General features: G+C 69.0%; 13 protein-coding genes. 4 read left to right on the forward strand and 9 right to left on the reverse strand.

Features of this window, described 5'->3' with window-relative positions; genetic code table 11:
• Positions 1 to 36: 36 nt before the first annotated feature.
• From J3486_RS04185 to J3486_RS04215, 7 genes are all read right to left on the reverse strand, one after another.
• Positions 37 to 867 carry a sugar phosphate isomerase/epimerase gene (locus tag J3486_RS04185; protein WP_207818537.1) on the reverse strand — a complete coding sequence of 277 codons (831 nt, stop codon included), beginning with the start codon at positions 865 to 867 and terminating at the stop codon, positions 37 to 39.
• Positions 868 to 985: 118 nt separating this feature from the next.
• Positions 986 to 2,416, reverse strand: a complete 1,431-nt coding sequence (locus J3486_RS04190) for a polysaccharide lyase 6 family protein (RefSeq protein WP_207818538.1) — start codon at positions 2,414 to 2,416, stop codon at positions 986 to 988.
• Between the two features lie 33 nt (positions 2,417 to 2,449).
• Positions 2,450 to 3,883: a polysaccharide lyase 6 family protein gene (locus J3486_RS04195; RefSeq protein ID WP_207818539.1), complete on the reverse strand. Its 1,434-nt coding sequence runs from the start codon at positions 3,881 to 3,883 to the stop codon at positions 2,450 to 2,452.
• 46 nt (positions 3,884 to 3,929) lie between these two features.
• Positions 3,930 to 5,258, reverse strand: coding sequence for an alpha-L-fucosidase (locus J3486_RS04200; RefSeq protein ID WP_207818540.1), 1,329 nt, complete (start codon positions 5,256 to 5,258; stop codon positions 3,930 to 3,932).
• Positions 5,259 to 5,312: 54 nt separating this feature from the next.
• Positions 5,313 to 6,179: a carbohydrate ABC transporter permease gene (locus tag J3486_RS04205; protein ID WP_207818541.1), complete on the reverse strand. Its 867-nt coding sequence runs from the start codon at positions 6,177 to 6,179 to the stop codon at positions 5,313 to 5,315.
• Complete coding sequence (locus J3486_RS04210) at positions 6,176 to 7,147, reverse strand: carbohydrate ABC transporter permease (protein WP_207818542.1); 972 nt, start codon at positions 7,145 to 7,147, stop codon at positions 6,176 to 6,178. Before J3486_RS04210 ends, J3486_RS04205 begins: the two co-directional genes overlap by 4 nt.
• Positions 7,144 to 8,472, reverse strand: a complete 1,329-nt coding sequence (locus J3486_RS04215) for a sugar ABC transporter substrate-binding protein (protein WP_207818543.1) — start codon at positions 8,470 to 8,472, stop codon at positions 7,144 to 7,146. The genes J3486_RS04210 and J3486_RS04215 overlap by 4 nt, the downstream gene beginning before the upstream one ends.
• A gap of 497 nt (positions 8,473 to 8,969) precedes the next feature.
• Between J3486_RS04215 and J3486_RS04220 the strand changes: the two genes are divergently transcribed.
• Positions 8,970 to 9,980: a hydroxyacid dehydrogenase gene (locus tag J3486_RS04220; RefSeq protein WP_207818544.1), complete on the forward strand. Its 1,011-nt coding sequence runs from the start codon at positions 8,970 to 8,972 to the stop codon at positions 9,978 to 9,980.
• An 839-nt stretch (positions 9,981 to 10,819) separates the two neighbouring features.
• Here J3486_RS04220 and J3486_RS04225 read toward each other — a convergent pair.
• Positions 10,820 to 13,972 (reverse strand): glycoside hydrolase family 3 protein, encoded by a 3,153-nt coding sequence (locus J3486_RS04225; protein WP_207818545.1) that lies wholly within the window; start codon positions 13,970 to 13,972, stop codon positions 10,820 to 10,822.
• Positions 13,973 to 14,680: 708 nt separating this feature from the next.
• Between J3486_RS04225 and J3486_RS04230 the strand changes: the two genes are divergently transcribed.
• Positions 14,681 to 15,955: a prolyl oligopeptidase family serine peptidase gene (locus J3486_RS04230; RefSeq protein WP_207818546.1), complete on the forward strand. Its 1,275-nt coding sequence runs from the start codon at positions 14,681 to 14,683 to the stop codon at positions 15,953 to 15,955.
• A 56-nt stretch (positions 15,956 to 16,011) separates the two neighbouring features.
• Entirely contained in the window at positions 16,012 to 17,592 is a 1,581-nt protein-coding gene (locus J3486_RS04235) for a hypothetical protein (protein ID WP_207818547.1), read from the forward strand.
• Between the two features lie 69 nt (positions 17,593 to 17,661).
• Here the strand turns inward: J3486_RS04235 and J3486_RS04240 are convergent, their stop codons facing one another.
• Entirely contained in the window at positions 17,662 to 18,558 is an 897-nt protein-coding gene (locus J3486_RS04240; protein WP_207818548.1) for an NADP-dependent oxidoreductase, read from the reverse strand.
• Between the two features lie 157 nt (positions 18,559 to 18,715).
• On the opposite strand from J3486_RS04240, the gene J3486_RS04245 reads away from it, so the two are divergent.
• Complete coding sequence (locus J3486_RS04245; protein WP_207818549.1) at positions 18,716 to 19,129, forward strand: helix-turn-helix domain-containing protein; 414 nt, start codon at positions 18,716 to 18,718, stop codon at positions 19,127 to 19,129.
• The last annotated feature ends 159 nt before the right edge of the window (positions 19,130 to 19,288 follow it).

A 19,288-nucleotide genomic window follows, 5' to 3' on the forward strand; every position in this document is an offset into this window, starting at 1 on the left:
TGAACTGTTCCTCGTGGTACGTCCGCTTCCCGTCAACTACGTCTGTGGGGCGGGGGATTGACCCGCGGCCTGCCTCAGGGCTGCCGCCTCGCGCGCCAGGACCGCGGGGTCGTCGCCGGGTACGAACTCCAGGAGCGCCTCCACTCCCCGGCCCTCCAGAAGACCGAGAGCAGCCGTCCACAGGGCCTCGCGTGCCACCAGCGGACGTCGCGTGTTGCCCGGCCACCACGAGAAGGCGTGGACGGCGGCGACCCGGGCACCGAGTTCGACGAGCCCTGCCAGCGCTTCCTCGTCGGGCATGTCCTGCGGCGGCTGCCAGTAGGTGCGCACGTTGTCCGCGTCCACCTCGTCCAGCAGCCGGAGGGTCGAGGCGACGGTGTCGGTGAGGGTTCCGCCGTGGAACTCCGTCGCGAGCGTGAGGCCGTGGTCCGCGGCGATCCGGGCCGCCTCGCGCAGACAGCGCACGGTCTCGTGCCGCTCATCCGGCAGGACGTGCTGGGATCCGGTCCCGCCCGCCCAGACCCGGACCCGCTGCGCCCCGAGCCGCACCGCGGCCCGGGCGATGGCGGGGAAGCCGGCCAGTTCCCCCGGGGTGGCGCGGAAGTAGGAACCGTACGAGCAGCAAGTCAGCCCGTACTGGTCGGAGACGGCCCGGACCGTGCCGACGGTGCCGGGCTCCTGCGCGGGGGCGTGCACGTCCGCCCCCCATTCGATGACCTCCAGGCCCGCATGGACGGCGTACCGTGCGACCTCGATGGCGGGCAACCGGCGGTAGGTGACGGAACACAGGCCCAGCCTGGTCCTGCTCGTCGCAGGTGCGGACGGCGGGCCGGGTGCTGCCGTGGCCTGGCGGTTCGTCCCGGTCATGGTGCTCCCTTCTCCTGGTGGATCTGGGGGTTGGCTGGGGGTGCGGCCGCCCGCCGGGCGGGCGGGCGGGCGGCCGAGTGTGGTCGTGCGGCCGGTTCCGGGGCCGGTCGGTGTGCGCTCAGGGGGCGTTCGGGCCCACGTCCGCCGTCGTGAGCGGGTGGCGCAGCGCGGCCGTCGTCGCGTACTCGTCGGCGCCGATGTCCCGGACGCTGCCGCGCGGGTCCCCGTCGATGTCGTCGGTCACGGGCGCGTCGGCGAGGGTGGCCGCGCCGATCGCCGGGCTGGCCGCCGTCAGTCGCATGACCCCGTCCGTGCCCTGGGCGAGGCGAGGATCGGCCCGGGTGAAGCCGCCGGCGGGGATGTTGCCGTCCGCCGCCGCGCCCCACAGCAGGTTGCTCTGCCAGGTGAAGCGTGTGGTGGCTCCCATCGCGACGAGGCTGCCCGCGTCGCCGACCAGCAGGTTGTCGGCGACGACGACGTCCTGAGGCTCGTACGTGCGGGTCTCTCCCTCCAGCGTTTCGGCGTTGCCGATCAGGGAGTTGTGGGCGATCAGGGCGCGGTCGACGGCGTCGTTGCCCTTCCGCTCCTCGTCCGACTCGCTCGTGGTGTGGTCCCGGGTGGAGCCGCTGCCGATCACCAGGGCCCGGCCGGACAGCCCGCTGATGTAGTTGTTGACGATGGTGTGGTCGTTGCCGTAGAGGCGCACACCGTTGGTGCCGCCGATCACGTAGTTGCCCTGGACCGTGGAGCGGTTGCCGTGGCGCAGCACGATGCCGCCGAGGCTGTCGCGAACGGTGTTGTACTGGATGGTGTTGTCCGAGGACTTCACCGAGATGGCCTCGGGGTCGCCGTCGCAGCGCTCGAACAGGTTGTACTCGACCGTGGCGTCGGCACTGGCCAGGGCCCGCTTGCTGTAGCCGATCCGGATCGGCTCGCCGCCGTTGGTGCCGCCGTAGCTGTGGTCGGAGAAATAGTTCCGCAGGATGTGCGTCCGCTGGGTCATGACCGACGTGTCGGAAGGACCGTCGACGACGAGGAAGATGCCCGCGGTGGTCCTGTCGTGGAAATGGTTCCGGTCGATCTTCGAGTCGTCCGACCGCACGACGACCCAGTCGAGATCGGTGGTGTCGGCGAGCTGGAAGTCGTTGCGGGTCAGGCGTATCCCCGAGCAGCTGACCGGGAGTTCCAGCGTCGTGGTCTGCCGGAAGGCGAAGCCGCTGAGCACGATGTTCGTCGAGTCGCTCAGTACGAAGCTGCGCTCGCCCTTCAGTACGGCGCCGCCGCGGCTCTGCGCGACGATGGTGATCGGTGCGGCCTCGGTGCCGTGCTTGCCCGAGATGGTGAGGGCGCCCCCCGACGGGACGGTGTAGGTGCCGTTGGCGACGACGATGCGGTCCCCGGGACCCGCACTGTTGATGGCGCTCTGGAGCGCGGCCAGGGAGGCGACGGGTATGTCGGCCGCCGAGGCGCTCGTGGTGAGGGTGGTGCCGAGGGGGACGGCGGCGATCGCGGCCACCGCGGTGCTTCTGAGGAACGTGCGTCGTTGCATGATGCCTCCTACGTCGATGGGGACAGGGGGTGCTCAGGCGGCCTCGGGGCCGACGTCGGCGGGGGTCAGCGGACCGCGCCGCGGCGTGCGGAGGGAGTGCTCGTCCGCGCCCACGTCCCGCAGACGGCCGCGCGGTTGGCCGTCGATGTCGTGGGTGATCGGCGGCCACCGGAGCGTGCCGGCGTCGATCGCCGGGCTGTCGGCGGCCGGGCGCGCGATGCCGTGGGCGTCCGTCACCAGTCTCGGGTCGGTCCGGACGCCGCCCGTGGCGGGCATGTTGCCGTCGGCCGCGGCGCCCCACAGGATGTTGCCCGACCAGGTGAAGCGCACGGTGGCGGCCATCGCGACCAGTTGACCGGTGTCCGCGACGAACAGGTTGTCGGCGACGGTGACATCGCGCGGTTCGTGCGGGCGCTGGCTCTCGCCGGAGAGCGTGCCGGCGTTGTTCACCAGGGTGTTGTAGGCGATGAGGACACGGTCGGGGGCGTCGTTGCCGCGCCGCGTCTCGGGCGACTCGCCGGGCAGGTGGTCGCGCTCCGATCCACTGCCGATCACCATGGCGCGCCCGGCCAGGCCGCCGAGGTAGTTGTTGACGATCACGTGGTCGTTGCCGTAGATCCGGACGCCTTCCGTGCCGTCGACGAGGTGGTTGGCCTCGACCCGGTTGCGGTTGCCGTGCCGCAGGACGATGCCGCCGAAGCTGTTGTGGATCGTGTTGTGCCGGATGGTGTTGTCCGAGGACTTCACGGAGATGGCTTCGGGGTCGCCGTTGCAGCGCTCGAAGAGGTTGTACTCGACGACGGCCTGGGCGCTCGACAGGGCTCGGGGACTGACGCCGAGGCGGATCGGCTCACCGCCGTTGGACCCGGTGAAGGTGTGGTCGGAGAAGTGGTTGCGGTAGATGTGCACGCGCTGCGCCATCTCCTCGGTGCCCGCGCCCTCGACGCCGAGGTAGATGCCGAGGGTGCTCTTGCCGTGGAAGTGGTTGTGGTCGATGGTGCTGTCGTCGGCGCGCACCATCACCCAGTGCAGGCCCTCGATGTCGGCCAGTTGGAAGTCGTTGCGGGTGAGCCGGATGTGGGAGCAGTCCGGGGGGACGTCCAGGGTGGTGGACTGCCGGAAGGAGAAGCCGCTGAGGGTGATGTGGCTGGAGGCTTCCAGGACGAAGCTCTGCTCACCCTCTAGGACGACGCCGCCGCGGGTCTGGGCCGCGATGGTCACCGGGGCGCGTTCGGTGCCGTTCTTGCCCCTGATGAGGAGCGGGCTGTCGGCCGGGACGGTGTAGGTGCCGTCGGCGACGACGATCCGGTCACCGGGGCCCGCGCCGTTGATGGCGGCCCGGAGCTCGTCCAGGGTGCGGACCGTGGCAGGGGCCGTGGTCGCGCTCGCGGTCGACAGGGTGCCGACGGGGGCGGCGGCCAGGGCCACCCCGGCCGCGGTGCTGATGAGGAAGGTGCGACGCTGCATGGTTCCTCCGTGACGGTGCGATGAACAGCTTGTCCAGGACGTGGGTTCAGACGTCGGTGGGGCTGTCCAGGAACAGTTCGATGACGGGGACGGGGGTGTCGGGGCGGCGTACCGGGAGCTGGAGCGTGAGCGTTCCGGCGGGCTGTCCGCCCATCTCGGTGTTGACCGCGGGCCGGTCCGGCGCGATGTGGACCGGGACGATCTCGGACGCGTCGTTGAGCAGCTGGGCGTACCGCACCCGGCCGGCCAGGCCCGGCAGATGCAGGTGGCGCAGCGGCCAGGCGAGCAGATGGACGTAGAGCCGGTCGCCGCGCTGGGTGTAGCGGCATTCGGCGGGGGCGGTGAAGGGGGAGGGGCCGCAGCCGCGGATCGCCCGGTCGTGCAGCCGCATCCACCGGCCGATCTCGGCCAGGACCTCGGTGTCGCGCGGGTCCAGATCGCCGCGGCCGGTGGGGCCCACGTTGAGCAGGAGATTGCCGCCCTTGGACACCCCGTCGACGAGCATGCGGATCAGCAGGTCCGCGCTCTTGCGGTCGAGGTTGTCACGGTCGTAGCCCCAACTGCCGTTGAGCGTCTGGCAGGCCTCCCAGAGCACGGGCCGCCCGTTCTCGGTCATCGGTCCCGAGGGCTGGTACTGCTCGGGGGTGACGAAGTCTCCGGGAAGCCCGGTCCGGTCGTTGACGAGGACGTGCGGCTGGAGCTCGCGGATCGTTTCCAGCAGCTTCGGGGAGTCCCAGTCGTCGGGCCCCTTGCCGCCCCACCAGGTGCGTCCGGCGTACGAGAAGTCGAAGAACAGGTAGTCGATGCGCCCGAAGGAGGTCAGCAGTTCACGGACCTGCCCGTGCAGATACCGCTGGTAGTCACGGATGTCCCGGTCCGCATGGGCGGCCTTGAACTCCTCGTCGTCACGCTGCGGATGGGTGCCGTCGACAGGGAAGGACGGGTGGTGCCAGTCGATCAGCGAGTAGTAGAGCCCGACCTTGAGACCTTCGGCCCGGCACGCCTCGACGAACGGGCCGACGAGGTCGAGGCCGTGCGGGGTGTTGGTGACCTTGTACTCCGTGAGGGCGCTGTCCCACAGACAGAAGCCGTCGTGGTGCTTGGTGGTCAGGACCACGTAGCGCATGCCGGCGGCCTTGGCCGCCTTGGCCCACTCGACGGGGTCGTAGCGGTCGGGGTCGAAGTGGTCGAAGTACACCTGGTACTGCTCGTCGGTCAGCCGCTCCCGGTTCTTCACCCACTCGTGCCGGGCGGCAAGGGAGTACAGGCCCCAGTGGACGAACATGCCGAACCGGGCGGTGGTGAACCAGGCCGTCTCCGGGGCCACTTGGGGAACCGGGGACGCGGACAGGTGAGCTTCGGCGGCAGTGGGCATGGGGCATCGTTCCTTCTCGTGCACGGGCGGGGCAGGGGCGCGGAGCGGTCGGGGTCAGCCCTTCAACGCGCCGGAGGACAGGCCGCTCACGAAGGAGCGCTGGAAGAACAGGAAGACGATCACGGAGGGCAGCAGCGCGAGCAGGGAAGCCGCCATGACGACTCCAGGCGTGACGGCGGGGTCGATCCGCAGAGTCCGCAGCGCGAGCGGCAGCGTGTACGAGGAGGAGTCGGTGGAGACGAGCAGGGGCAGCAGGTACTGGTCCCAGATCATGGTGAATCCGAACACCCCGATGACACCCAGCGCGGGCTTGCACATCGGCATGATGATCTGGGCGAAGATCCGCAGGTCTCCCGCACCGTCGATACGGGCGGCCTCTTCGAGCTCGCGGGGCACGTCCTTCATGAACTCGGTCATCACCAGGATGGAGAAGCCCCAGGCGCCCAGCGGCACGATCATGCCGGCCAGCGTTCCGATGAGGTTGAAGTGGACGACCGGCAGATCGGACAGGATCAGGGAGAGGGGCAGGGCGAGGATCTCCTCGGGCAGCATCAGCGTCGCCAGGATGGCGACGAGCACGAGTGTCATCCCGGGGAACTTCTTGCGCGCCAGCGCGTACCCGGCCAGAACGGAGACCGCGACCTGGAGCAGCAGCCCGAACCCGACCACGAGGAACGAGTTCAGCAGATACGCGAGCACCCCCTGGTCGAAGGCGATCCTGAAGTTGTCCAGCGTCAGGCCCGTGGGCACGATGCTCAGTTGAGTCGGGTCCTTGACATGGCCGAAGGCGCTGACGAGCAGGGCCAGCAGGGGCCCCGCGAAGACGATCAGGACCAGGAGGTGGACGACGGCCCTCAGGATCCGCCCGCCGGCGCTGCGGCTCTCGGTCAGGCCGAGCGCGGTCTCGGTCTGCGCACTCACTTGCTCTCCCTGCGTCGCAGCAGCTGGACGACGACCGTCAGGATCAGCGTCGCGACGAACAGCAGGACGGCACCTGCGGCTCCGACGCCGAGCCGGTTCTGTTCGAGTCCGAGCTTGTAGATGAGGGTCATGACGACTTCGGTGGAGCCGTCGGGTCCGCCGTTGGTCAGCAGGAACACCTCGGTGAACACCCGAAGTCCGCGGATCGCGGCGAGGATGAACAGGATCGAGAACACCGACCGCAGTCCGGGCACGGTCACGTGCCACACCCGCTGCCACCTCGATGCGCCGTCGACCTTCGCCGCCTCGTACAGACCGCGGTCCACGCTCGTCAGACCGGCGAGGATGATCATCATGTCGTAGGGGGCGCCCCGCCAGATGCCGGTGAGCATGATCGAGGCCATTGACGTGTCCGGGTCGTTGATGAACCCCGACGGCCCCAGACCCACCAGGCCGAGCAGGGAGTTGAGCATGCCGTCCCCGGTCGGGTGGTACATGATCCGCCACAGCTCGGCGACGACCGCGATCGGCACTACCACCGGGAGGAACGCCGCGGAGCGCACGAATTTGAGCCGGCGGCCCTGCCCCTCCATCAGCAGGGCGAGGACGAGGCCCAGCGCCATCGAACCGGCCGTCTGTCCGGCGGCGAGGACGACCGTGTGCCAGGCTGCCTCACGGAACCCGTGGGACTGGAGCACCGTGGAGTAGTTCTCGGTGCCGACCCACTTGTTCCCCAGATAGGGCTGAACCTCCTGGAAGGACATGGTCAGCGCGTTGGCCATGGGGATGAACTTGAAGTACAGGAAAAGGATCAGCGCGGGGGCCAGGAACAGCCAGGGCGTCCACCACCGGCCCGATCTGCGGCTGCGCCCCTGTCGGGCGGTGGCCGCGCCGCGACCGCGGCCCGGCTTGCGGGGACCGGGCGCGGCTGCCGGAGCAGCCGTCGGCTCCGCCTGGTCGAGGCTCATGACGCGTCGATCCCCTGCTCCTTGAGGATGTCGGCGAGCTGCTTGTCGAGGTCACCGAGCTTGGCCTCGGTGTTCAGGCTGCAGTCGGCCATGAGCGCGTTCAGGGTGTCCGCCGTCGCCTGCCGCACCGGCGTCCAGTTCGGAATGGACGGCGCGTACCGACCGGAGTCCTGGTACGCCTGCGCGTAGGTCTTCCAGCGGGGGTCTGGGCGTACCTGGGAGACGTCCACGGCCTTGTTGACGGGAAGTTGCACGGTGTAGGCGGTGTCGCCCTCCATCCCCGTCTTCTGACCCTTGACGGAGACGGCGAACGAGGCGAAGGCGTCCTGGCCGGCCTGGTTGTCGGAGCCGGCCATCAGGTACACGGAGCCGCCCTCGGCCAGGACGGTGGCGTCCTTCGGGCCCTTGGGCATCGGCACGACCTCGTACTTGTCCTTGCCGAGCGTCTCGTCGAAGCGGGGCAGCAGGTACGGGCCGACGACGAACATGCCGGTCTTGCCCGACTCGAACGTCTCGTTCGTCGGGGGAGTGTCCATGGTCACGGCGCCGGGCTGGATGGCCTTGTCCTTGCAGCCCAGGTCGCGGAACCACTGCACCGCCTCGACCGAAGCCTTACTGGTCATCGCCGGCTTGTACGTGCCCTTGCCGGCCTCGGTGATGAAGTCGCCGCCCGCGGCCCAGAGGAAGTTGGAGAAGTACCAGGAGGCGTAGCCGCGCTTGGTGGACAGCGGCGCGGCGAGGCCGGACGTGTCCTTCTTCCCGTTGCCGTCGGGGTCCTTGGTGGTGAAGGCCTTGGCCATGGCGGCGAAGTCGTCCCAGGTCTTCGGAGTGTCCAGCTTCAGCTTCTGCCGCCAGTCCTTGCGGATGAGCAGCGCGGACGCCTGCGCCGAGTACGGCAGGCCGTACTGCTTGCCGTCCACGCTCTTGCCGGAGTCGAGGCCCTGGCCGATGAGCTGCTTGCTGTCCTTGATCTTGTCCAGGTCGATCTCCCGCAGCAGCCCCTGACTGTGCATGGCCCCGAGCTGCGTCACGTCGTTCATGACGATGTCGGGAAGCTTCTTCTGGGCCGCCCGCTGCGCCAGCTTGGTCTCGAAGTCGTCGAAGATGGCTGTGACCTTGACTTTGTAGCCCGTGGCCTTGGTGAAGGCGGCGGCGAGCTTGAGTGCGCCCTGCTCGCCGGGCCCGCCCGGTGTCGTCCGGGTCCAGAGCTCCAAAGTGGCCTTCGAGTTCTGCTTGGCAGTCACTCCCGCAGGCCCGGACGAACAGCCGGTGAGCACCAGGGCCGAGGCGAGAACACCGGCACCGACCCATCGCGATCTCTGCATGACAACTCCCGTTTTCCCGCATCACAGTTGGCTAAGAAAGCGCTTGCCAGTGGCGCCTGCCAGGAAGGTAGCGGGGCCGGAATCGACGGTCAATACTCCGATGAATACAAAAAATCCTCCCTGCTTGGCGTGCCCGCTTTGCCGCTCTCCGGAAGTATGGCCTCCGTGGGCGGAAGCGTGCTAAGAGTGTCTACCGCTCGTAAAGTTGCCTGGTGTGGACGTAGTTGGAGCACTCGCGGGATCGATTTCCCCGATGCGGGTGGGCGGGAATTCCGGCTCCGCCTCGTCGAGTAGGGTGCGCCAGGACATCCGAGGTTTCCAACAGGACCTCTGATAGATCCGATGTATGGTCCCTGCGGGCCGCTCGGCTTGCGCAGTAAACAAGCCACATCGATGTGCATCACGTAGTCCCACGTTTTCCAACACGTCCGAACCCGGGGGAACGGTCGTCCTGCCTCCCGCCCGGGTGCGGATCCATCCGAGGAGACCCGTCCGGCATGAACGCAATGGCCACCGCACCCACAGCCCTGCTGGTCATGGAGGAGGAACGCCGGGCAGACGTCTACCCGCCCGAGGTGCTTGCGGGGATCAGCCGACTCGTGCACTGGCAGGCGCCGCCGCGTACCCGACAGGAACTCGCCGAAGCCCCGGAGGTGTTGCGGGACGTCGACCTCCTGCTCACCGGCTGGGGCGCACCCGTACTGGACGCCCCGCTTCTCGAGCAGGCACCCAGGCTGCGGGCCGTGTTCGTGGCAGCGGGGTCCGTCCGGCACCTGACCACGCCCGCCTTCTGGGCGCGCGGCATCCCGATCGTCTCGGCCGCCGCGGCCAATGCCGTCCCGGTGGCGGAATTCACCCTCGCTCAGGTCCTGCTCGGGCTGAAGCAGACGTACCGCATCGCCCGGGACGTCGCGAGCAGCCGCCGATTCCCGCGCAACCCCGAGGTCCCCGGCGCGTACCGGGCACGGGTCGGCCTGTGGGGGCTCGGTCACATCGGCAGACTCGTCGCCGCCCACCTTTCCCGCTTCGACGTCGAGGTTGTCGCCACCGACCCTGTGGCCTCGTCGGACACCGCCCGGCAGGCCGGCGTCCGGCTGGTCGACCTGGAGGAACTCTTCGCCACCTGCCATGTCGTCAGCCTTCACGCGCCACTCCTGCCCGCGACCCAAGGCGCTGTCGGGGAAAGGCTGTTGAATTCCCTCCAACCCGGCGCGACTCTGATCAACACCGCGAGGGGCGCGCTGATCGACGAGCAGGCCGCCGCGCAGGTCCTGCGCGCCAGACCGGATCTCACCGCCGTACTCGACGTCACGCATCCCGAGCCCCCGGCTCCCGACTCATCCCTGTTCACGCTTCCCAACGTCGTCCTGACCCCGCATCTCGCCGGCGCCCTGGGCGCCGAACGCCACCGCCTCGGACAGCTCGTGCTCGACGAACTCAGGCGTTTCACCAGCTCGGAGGCGCTCCACCACGCCCTCGACCCGGCCCGCGCCGCGTCGCTCGCCTGACCTCGCCCGGCACTGCCGTGGTAAGGGCGCCGCCACAGGGAAACGACCTGAGTCAGCCGTCACTCTCCGGCCGGTGTCCGCCCGTGTGGGCTCAGTCGCCGAGGGACTTGACCGGGTTCCCTGCGCGGACGCCGATGCCGTCGTCCGCTTACCGGGAGTCCTCGCCGGTGTCCTCGGCCCCGGTGCCGCGGGTGACGTCGGCGCGGAGTGGACGGTGCCGACGGCCGGGACGGTCAGGGGTCGGGCGAGATGCTTGTCGTCCTTGGCCTGCGGGACGTCGAGGCCCCTGCGTCACCAGGGGCGATGGCCGGATACCTGTGGACGGTGCAGGCCGTGCCGGACTGCTGACCCCGGACTGCGGGCACAGCGGCGAGGACGGTCGTGCGGGCGATGGAGCGGGTCATGTTGATGTACTCCAGGTCTGCGATGCGGCCCCTGAGTCGGCGGACTCCTTGTGGTCACTACCTTGCCGGGGGCCGTCGCCGTGCCGTCGCCTCCCCGCTATCGCTCCGGCGCTGTTTCGCTTCCGCTCCGTGCGAGCCGGCCGAGACGGCGAACACACTGGACTCGACCGGCCGATCGCTCCGACCCTGTTCGGCATCATGCTGGAGCTGTCGGACGCCGACCGGCCCCGGGAACCGGGGGCCGCGTACCTGGGGGCGGTGCCCGCCGGAAGCTGTGTGGCCCTGAGCGACGGGATTACCGCGCGCACCCGAGGACGGAGTCAGATGGACGCCCACGGCATCACCCGACGCCCTCCGGTGTCCCCGTGGTGATGACGTCACCCAGGCAGGTCGTGTGGCGTCGCCCCCCGGCGCGACGCCACACGTGCTAGGTGGTCAGTGTCCTCGGTGGGGCTCCTGGACCCGGTTCTTGGACGACTGGACCACTGGGTCGAGATTCTTGAACTGCTCCGTGTACGAGCCGACCGAGATGCCCTTGACCTTCTGCTTGGTGGCGAGCTGCTGGAACGACGAGCTCTTGGAGGCGGTCGTGAGGATCCGGATGGCGCTGCGCTGAAGGTCGCCCAGACGCATCGTGTAGCTGGTGTCGGCCGGGTAGCTGCCCGCCAGGCTCACCTTGTATCCAACGACCGGGGTGGCGGCGTCACCGGGGGTGGCGTACTGGACGTCCGAGACGGTGATCGCGGCCTTCTGCGCGGCGGTCAGCGCGGTGGAGGCCAGCAGGGTCTGTACGGAGCGGTAGGCGTCGTCGACCGAGGTGAACTTGGCGTTGGCCGTGTACGTCTGGTTGTTGATGGCGTCCACGGTGGTGGTGCCGGAGAGCGGGGTCTTCGACAGGTCGGTCTTGCTGTCGACGGTCGTGGAGACGGTCGCCGTGCCGCCGGCCGCAAGGGTGAGCGCGCCGAGCTGGAAGGTGTAGCTGGGGTTGCCGGTGGTCTTGACCGTCTTCATGTAGGCGGGCAGGCCGTTGAGATCGACGACGGGCGCGGTCTTGATCGTCGCGTTGACGATGTCGGAGGGCTTCCCGCCGGGCTCGATCAGGTCGTTGCCCGAGTACATGGTGTTGGTCGCGCCGTGCGCGCCGCCCCAGTCGGTCATCACGGTGCCCTTGAAGCCCCACTCGCCGCGCAGCAGGTCGGTGAGCAGATCGTAGGTGCCGGACGCGTAGGTGTTGTTGATCTTGTTGTAGGAGCTCATCACGGCCATCGGCTGAGCGGCCTTCACCGTGATTTCGAAGCCCTTGAGCTCGATCTCGCGGAACGCCCGTTCGCCGACCACGTCGTTGCCGCCGCTGCGGCTGGTCTCCTGGTTGTTCCCGGCGAGGTGCTTGATCGTGACACCGGCGCCGGGGTTGCTCTGCACGCCCTCGGTGGTGGCGGCGGCGGTGAGGCCGGAGAGCAGCGGGTCCTCGGAGTAGTACTCGAAATTGCGGCCGTTGAGCGGGTCGCGGTGGATGTTCATGCCGGGCGCCAGCCACAGCTGGACACCGTACGCGGTCATCTCCTTGCCGATGGCCGTGCCGACCTTCTTGACCAGGTCCCGGTCCCACGTCTGGGCGAGCAGAGTGCCGATCGGGAAAGCCGTGGCGTACTGGTAGGAGGCGGGGGTGGTGGCGATCTTCTGGGTGAGGCGCAGGCCCGCGGGTCCGTCGGCGAGGGCCATGCTCGGGATGCCCAGGTTCTCGTAGGCACCGGTGGTGTACCCGGCGGCGCCGACGGCGGAGGGGGTGGTGCCGCCCAGGCCGGAGCCCTCCACGATGGTGGCGAGCTGCGTCACCGACAGGCCGGCGACGAACTGCTCGACGGAGACCTTGCCCTGGGCGACGTCGTAGAGCGTGTTGGTGGAACCGGTCTTGACGTACTCGATCTTCTCGCCGGTCTTCGCCTTGTAGGGGGCGCCGGTGTTCTCCCAGTTCTTCTGGTTCTTGTCCAGGTAGGCGGTGGTGGAGGATATCTTCGCGCCGTCGAGCGCGTAGTACGGCGAGGAGGAGTCGACGGCGACGTCCTGCTCGTGCGGCGACGCCTTGTCCTCGGTGCGGAACGACTTCGGATTCAGGGTGATCCGTTTGGCGTGCGCGATCTCCTTCTTCTCGCCTGCGTACGAGTAGAAGTCGGCCGGGTCGCTGGACAGTTCGCTCGCGGGCTTCTGGTCGTCCAGCTCGGTGTGGTTCTGCTCCGTCACCACGCGCTTGGCCAGGTTCAGCCGGGCCGCGACGTGGGTGTTCCGGGAGGAGTTGCCGACCCGGACCACGTAGTCGCCCGCGTCGAGGACGTAGGCGGCGCGGGACTCGTCGTAGGAGGCGAGTGAGGTCGTGTCGAAGCTGACGGTCACGGTCTGCGAGGCACCGGGGGCCAGGTTGTCGGTCTTCACGTAGCCCGCGAGCTGCTGGTACGCCTTGTCCAGGCCGGTCTGCGGGGCGGAGACGTAGACCTGCACCACCTCGCTGCCGCTGTAGCGCTTGCCGGTGTTGGTGACCTTCGCGGTGACCTTTACCTGCTTGGCGTTCGCGGTGACCTGCTGTGCCCGGATGTCGAAATCGGTGTAGGAAGCGCCGTAGCCGAAGGGGTAGTTGACGGTGGCGGAAGGGTCGGAGCCGAGACGCTTGTAGAAGGAGTCGAAGTAGCGGTAACCGACGTAGATGCCTTCGCTGTACTCCTCCGTGGTGGAGTTGCCGTCGTTGTTCGCGAAGGTCGCCGAGGCCGGGTAGGCGGAGTAGGACGCAGCCCAGGTGTCGGTGAGCTTGCCCGAGGGCGTGACGGTTCCGTTCAATACGTTGACCAGGGCGTTGCCGCTCTCCTGGCCGGCCTGGCTCATCAGCAGCATCGAGTCGAGGGCGAGTCCGCCGGAGGAGTCCTTCTCCGCCTTGTTGATCTGCTGGTAGAAGCTGGTGTCGATGACGCCGCCGGAGTTGATGACGACGACCACGTGCTTGTACGTGCGGCCCAGGAGTTCGAGGTTGGCGCGCTCGGTGTCGGCCAGCTGGTAGTCGCCCTTGCCGGACGTACGGTCGGAGCCCTCACCGGAGTTGCGGGCGATCACGTAGACGGCCGTGTCGGTGTCGGCGGTGGGCTGCACCGTGTCAGCGGTGAGCCGTTGTTCCACCGAGGAATAGTCGATCGTCGGGCCGAAGATGCCGCCGGAGCCGGCGTTGCCGTACTTGGTGTCGTAGGACGAGGTCATCGCGGACCAGTAGGCGCTGCCTGTGGTGACCTTGTAGCCGGCGTTCTCCAGGCCCTGGCGGGCGGTCACCGTCACGCGGTTGTTGACGGCACCGGAGCCGGTGCCGCCTTTGACGGTGACGTAGGCGCCGACTCCGTACAGGGCGACGTTGCCGGATGACGCGATGGGCAGGGCCCGGTCGTGATTCTCCATCAGGACCATGCCCTGCTCCGCGGCGGAGCGGGACAAGGTCGCATCGGCCTTCTCCAGGGCGCTCGGCTCGGGGTCGGTGGTGGCGGCCTGGGCGGGCAGCAGCCCGCCGAACATCAGGGCCGACACCACGACCGAGGCTGCGGCTGCCACGGTCACGGCGCGGGTCCGGGAGTTTCTGTGTGAGGTACTCACAGACAGCGTCCTCTCTGTCAAATCCGGCCCAGAGCCGGATGGTTGAGGAGGCTAGGAGGCACTTTTCTGACCGTCAATAAGTGAAGACGAAATCAGTCCCAGAAGAATTTTCGGTTCACAGCTAGTACTCAACTTTTGTTTCTTGATCCGTCCAATGGGTCATGCTGTGCTCTGCTGCAGGCCAGGTCAACACCTTGAACACGGTTGGGTGCCCGACCGTCCAACTCCTGAAGCCTGGCTCGCGCATTCGCGCCGGAGGTCGGCATTTCCCGCGCCGCGTTCCACTGAGCGGAACGCAAGCGTCGCGCACCTGCCGAACGAGTCACATGATGGCTCCCTCGTCGCTCCGGCCTCTCGGGAAATTCAGCGCGTTCCGCTGTCCGGCAGCGCATTTCCCACCTGACGAACCACCTTGTTCCAGAGCCGCCCGTTTCAGCTGTTCCCGCGTCAGCCGCTCCCGCGTCAGCTTTTCCCGCTCCAGCCATCCTTGCGTCAGCTTTTCCCGCTCCAGCCATCCTTGCGTCAGCTGCTCCCGCTCCAGCCGTCCTTGCGTCAGCTGTTGCCGCCCGAGCGCCGGGCGGACGAGGTCGCCTCTTCCGCGACTCGACGGCGGCCGTGCCCGGTTCGGGGCACAGGCCGCGATGAAGCCTTCGCACCCCTCGAGGAGTTCGCATGGCAACACATATGAGCCGCCGCACCATCCTGGCCGCCGGCGCCGGAGCCGGCGTGCTCTCCCTGCCCGGCGTGTCCGCGTACGCCGCCGACCGTGCGCCCGCCGGCGTGAGATTCACCCTGAACGCCGAGGTGCTCGACGGTGGCGAGCAAGTCACCTCGATCACCCTCGAGACCGCCCGGCTCGGCCCGATCGACCCGGCCGCCCTGACCACCGGCACCTTCGGCGTGCACGCCAAGGCCACCCGCCCGTTCGCCGTCACCCCCACCGACACCAGGCTCGAGTACGACCTCGACCGCACGGTGACCGCGGTGCGGCTCGACGGCCACGGCAACATCGTGATCGAACTGGCCCATGGCGAGGGCCGGCCGGGGGCGAGCACGCTCGGCTACGTCTCCAGCGTGGACACCGGCCGCAACGTGGTACTCGACCTCGACTACACCGTCACGCAGCAGGCCCCGATCGCCCTGCGCGACCACCGGTCGGTCACCATCGACACCTTCGTGCAGAACCCCCGGCTCTCGGACCCCGAGGTGGACGCGTTCAGCTCCCACATATCCGGCTCGGGGATGAAGTACCGGCTGTACTCACCCGACTCCCGCTACGCCCGGGGCAGCAAGCGTCCGCTGATCGTCTGGTTGCACGGCGGGGGTGAGGGCGCCGCGCTGGCCTACGGCTACTACGACAACGAGACCACGCTGCGGGCCAACCGCGGCGCCCTGGGGTTCGCCACCCCCGAGGCGCAGGACATCTTCGACGGCGCCTACGTGGTCGCCCCGCAGAGCACGTCCTACTGGATGGAGGACGGCCCCCGCTTCGCCCCGCTGATCCACGAGATGGTCCGCGAGGTCGCGCGCAGGAAGGACATCGACCACGAGCGGATTTACGTCGCCGGCTGCAGCAACGGCGGCTACATGAGCATGAAGATGACCGCCGTCTATCCCGACCTGTTCGCCGCGTCCGTGCCGATCTGCGGCATCGTCGCGGTGCTCCCGCCCGGGACCACACCGATGATCCCCGACAGCGAGCTGGCGCAGATCACCACGCCGAGCTGGCTCGTCGCCTCCAAGGACGACCCGATCATCAACGCGCAGGCCAACACGGTCCACGCGCACGAGGTGATCCCCGGCTCGCTGATGACGCTGTACGACCACGTCATCTGGAACGACCACCAGTACCTCGGCCACTTCTCGTGGATCTACGTCGCCCGCAACGATCCCAGCTCCAACGGGACGCACATCTGGCAGTGGATGGCCGCCCAGCAACGGGACTGAGGGCAGGCAACTCCCTGGGCAGGTCCCCTCGAGCCACCGCCGACCCGGCACCATTCATGGAGGTATTGATGAGCGAAGCAGATAATTCGGGTACTTTCCGGGCGCCCTTGTCGCGGCGATCGTTGCTCTCCGCGGGTGTTGCCGGATCGGCGCTGCTGATCACCCCGGAACTGCTCGCGACGCCCGCCGCCGCAGCGGTCACGGACCTGGCGCACCTGCCCTCGCAGCGCGAGATCTGGCGTGACGTCGTGGCGATGAACCATCTCGGCCCGCGCTACACCGGCAATGCCGCGCACAAGAAGTTCACCCGTGGTCTCGACGCGGAGCTCGCGGGCCTCGGCCTCAAGGTCGAGCACCTGAACCGCAACGCGTTGACCCTGTGGGAGCCGACGCACGCCGGCCTCAAGACCGAACACGGCACCCCGATCGAGATCGGCGCGACCTGCCGGTGGTCGGCCACCACCAGGCCGCAAGGCGTCACCGCGCCGGTCCAGTTCTGTGGCCGCGCCGAGGGGAGCTCCTTCTTCTCCGGTGACCCGAGCGCCACCGAGCCGCTCGACTTCCCCATCCCGCCCGAGGTCAGCGGAAAGATCGCCCTCGTCGAGATGCCGTCGATCCCGATCCCCTTCGGCCAGATCTACGAGGGCCTGGTGAAGGGGTTCGTCGACCCGACCCACGGCGGTCCGATTCCCGCGGTCCAGCCGTACTCGCCCGCCTGGACCACCATCGAGTCCCGGCTGCCGAGCGGCTACGAGGCCAAGCTGCGCGCGGCCGGCGCCGTCGGCGTGATCTACGCCTGGACCAATGGTGTCGACGACGACGCCCACGGCCAGTTCCGTCGCACCGGCACGGAGGAGCTGCCCTCGTGCTGGGTCGGCATGACGGCGGCGAAGAAGCTCCGCGCGCTCGCGGACCGCGGCGGTTCGGTGACGCTCACGATTCAGGCGAAGGTCACGAAGAACGTGCCGACGGCGACGACGATCGCCACCTTGCCCGGCAAGAGCGACGAAGTGATCCTGCTCTGGACCCACACCGACGGCATGAACGCCGTCGAGGAGAACGGCGCCGTGGCGATGCTCAATCTCATGCGCCACTTCGCGAAGGTGCCGCCCGCCGAACGGAACCGCACGATCGTCTGCGTGCTGACCGAAGGCCACTTCGGCGGCTCGGCCATGGCGGACAACTGGTGGATCGACGCACGGCCCGAGATCGCCGAGAAGGCGGTCGTCGCTCTCGCGATGGAACATCTCGGCTGCCGCGAGTGGCTCAGCGATCCGGCGCGGAACATCGTGGAGCCCGCCAACAGGCCCGACATCGCCTGGGCGTACACGTTGGGCCCGAAGGACGCGCCCAACGGTCTCGTCCCGGTGATGCTGGAGGCGCTGCGCGGATCGCGCGTCGCGCGCACGGCGGTCGTCGACCGTGCCGCCGCCTCGATCACCCCGGCCACCTATCTGTGGAACAAGGGGAAGATACCGACCATCGGCTACATCAGCTTCAACACCTATTTCCTCGCCGAGGCGCGCAACGGCCATATCGACAAGCTCGACCCCGCTCAGCTGTATGACCAGGTGCGCACACTCGGCCGGGCGATCGAGGTGATCGACCGCACCCCACGGGCCGAGCTGCGGCCCTGAGCGGCCATGTCCCGGCCCCCGCGGCACGTATACCCCGTGCCGCGGGGGCCGTCGCCGGCGGGGAGCGGTTCAGGGCGCGATGACGAGGCGTCCGCGCAGGCCGCCCTCCGCCAGGCGCGCGTGGGCCGCGGCGGCGTCCGCGAGCGGGAACGTCTCCGACACGCGGGCCAACAGGACTCCCTGGTCGGCGAGTTGAGACAGCTCGCCGAGCTGGGCACCGTCGGCCCGTACGTCCAGTGCGTCGACGCGGATGCCGCGCTCCGGGGCCGGTTCCTGCCCGGGCCAGACACCGATGTAGGCGCCGCCGTCGCTCACCGCGGCGAGGGCCGTGACCCCGAGCAGCGCGGTGTCGATGACACCGTCGAAGGCGCCCGCGGGGAGGGGCTCGTCGCGGGGGAGGAAGTGGTCGGCGCCCCGGGTGGTCAGGAACTCCTCGTCGCGCGCGGAGGCGAGCGCGGTCACCTTCAGGCCGCGATGGTGGGCCAGCTCCACGGCGTGCGCCCCGACGCCGCCCGCCGCGCCGGTGACCAGCAGGCTCTGCCCGGCCTTGAGGTCGGCCATGTCCAGGGCCTGCGCCGCGGAGAGAGCGTTGAGGGGGAGGGCCGCGGCGTGGGTGTCGTCCAGCGTCGCCGGGGCCGCCGCGATCGCGTCCGCGTCGAGAACGACGTACTCGGCGTGCGTGCCCAGCGGGGTGCGGTGGCCGGTGCACAGGCCGATGACCCGGTCACCCGCGGTCCAGCGCACCCCGCTGCCCGCGCTCTCGACGGTGCCGGCGACGTCCCAGCCCAGGCCGATGCGCTCGCCCTCCCCGCCGAAGGCACCGGCCCGCATGGCCGCGTCCACCGGGTTCAGCGCGCCCGCCGCCACCTTGATCCGAACCTGTTCCGGGCCCGGGGCGGGCACCGGAACCTCCGTGATCTCGACGGCCTCGGGGCCGCCGAAGCGGGACACGGTAGCGGCACGCATGATCATGCTGTTCCTCCTGCGATGGGGGTGTGCGGGTGCGCGGGACGGGACACCGTGCAGCCGTTTCTTACTTTTGGTGCGCAACCCCACCCTGCGTCAGAATGAAAGTCCGTACAAAAGGCACACGCGTGTAAGAGACGCGGAGAGCAGGCGCACGATGGCATCCGACGTTCACGCAGATCAGCCGCTGGGCCGGACCGGGCCCTGTGCCCGCTGGCCGGCCGAGCAAGGCGAGACGATCCGGCAGATCGTCGAGCGGGCCGGCGACAAATGGTCCGTCCTCGTGATCGGCACCCTGGAGAACGGCCCCGTGCGCTACACCGACCTCCAGCGCTCCATCCCCGGCATCTCCCAGCGCATGCTCACCCACACCCTGCGCCAGCTGCGCCGCGACGGCCTGGTCACGCGCACCGCCTACCCCGAGGTGCCGCCGCGCGTCGAGTACGCCCTGACCGGTCTCGGCGCGACGCTGCTCGTCGCGGTGACCGCCCTGATCGACTGGGCGGGCACCCACCACGACGAGATCACGCGCAACCGGGCTCAGTACGACGACGAGGCGCTGGGCGACTGAGACGCGAGCGGCCGCAGACCGCCGCAGACCGCCACGGAGTTCCGTTGAACGGACCGATGGCGTTGGTTTCCGCCCGGGGCCGGTGATCCACTGCCCCGCGCACCTGCTTCTCCCGCGTACCTCTCACGAATGGGATGACATGCTGGGTTTCTTCAGAGG

Source organism: Streptomyces sp. VRA16 Mangrove soil, from assembly GCF_017377775.1.
Lineage (GTDB): Bacteria > Actinomycetota > Actinomycetes > Streptomycetales > Streptomycetaceae > Streptomyces.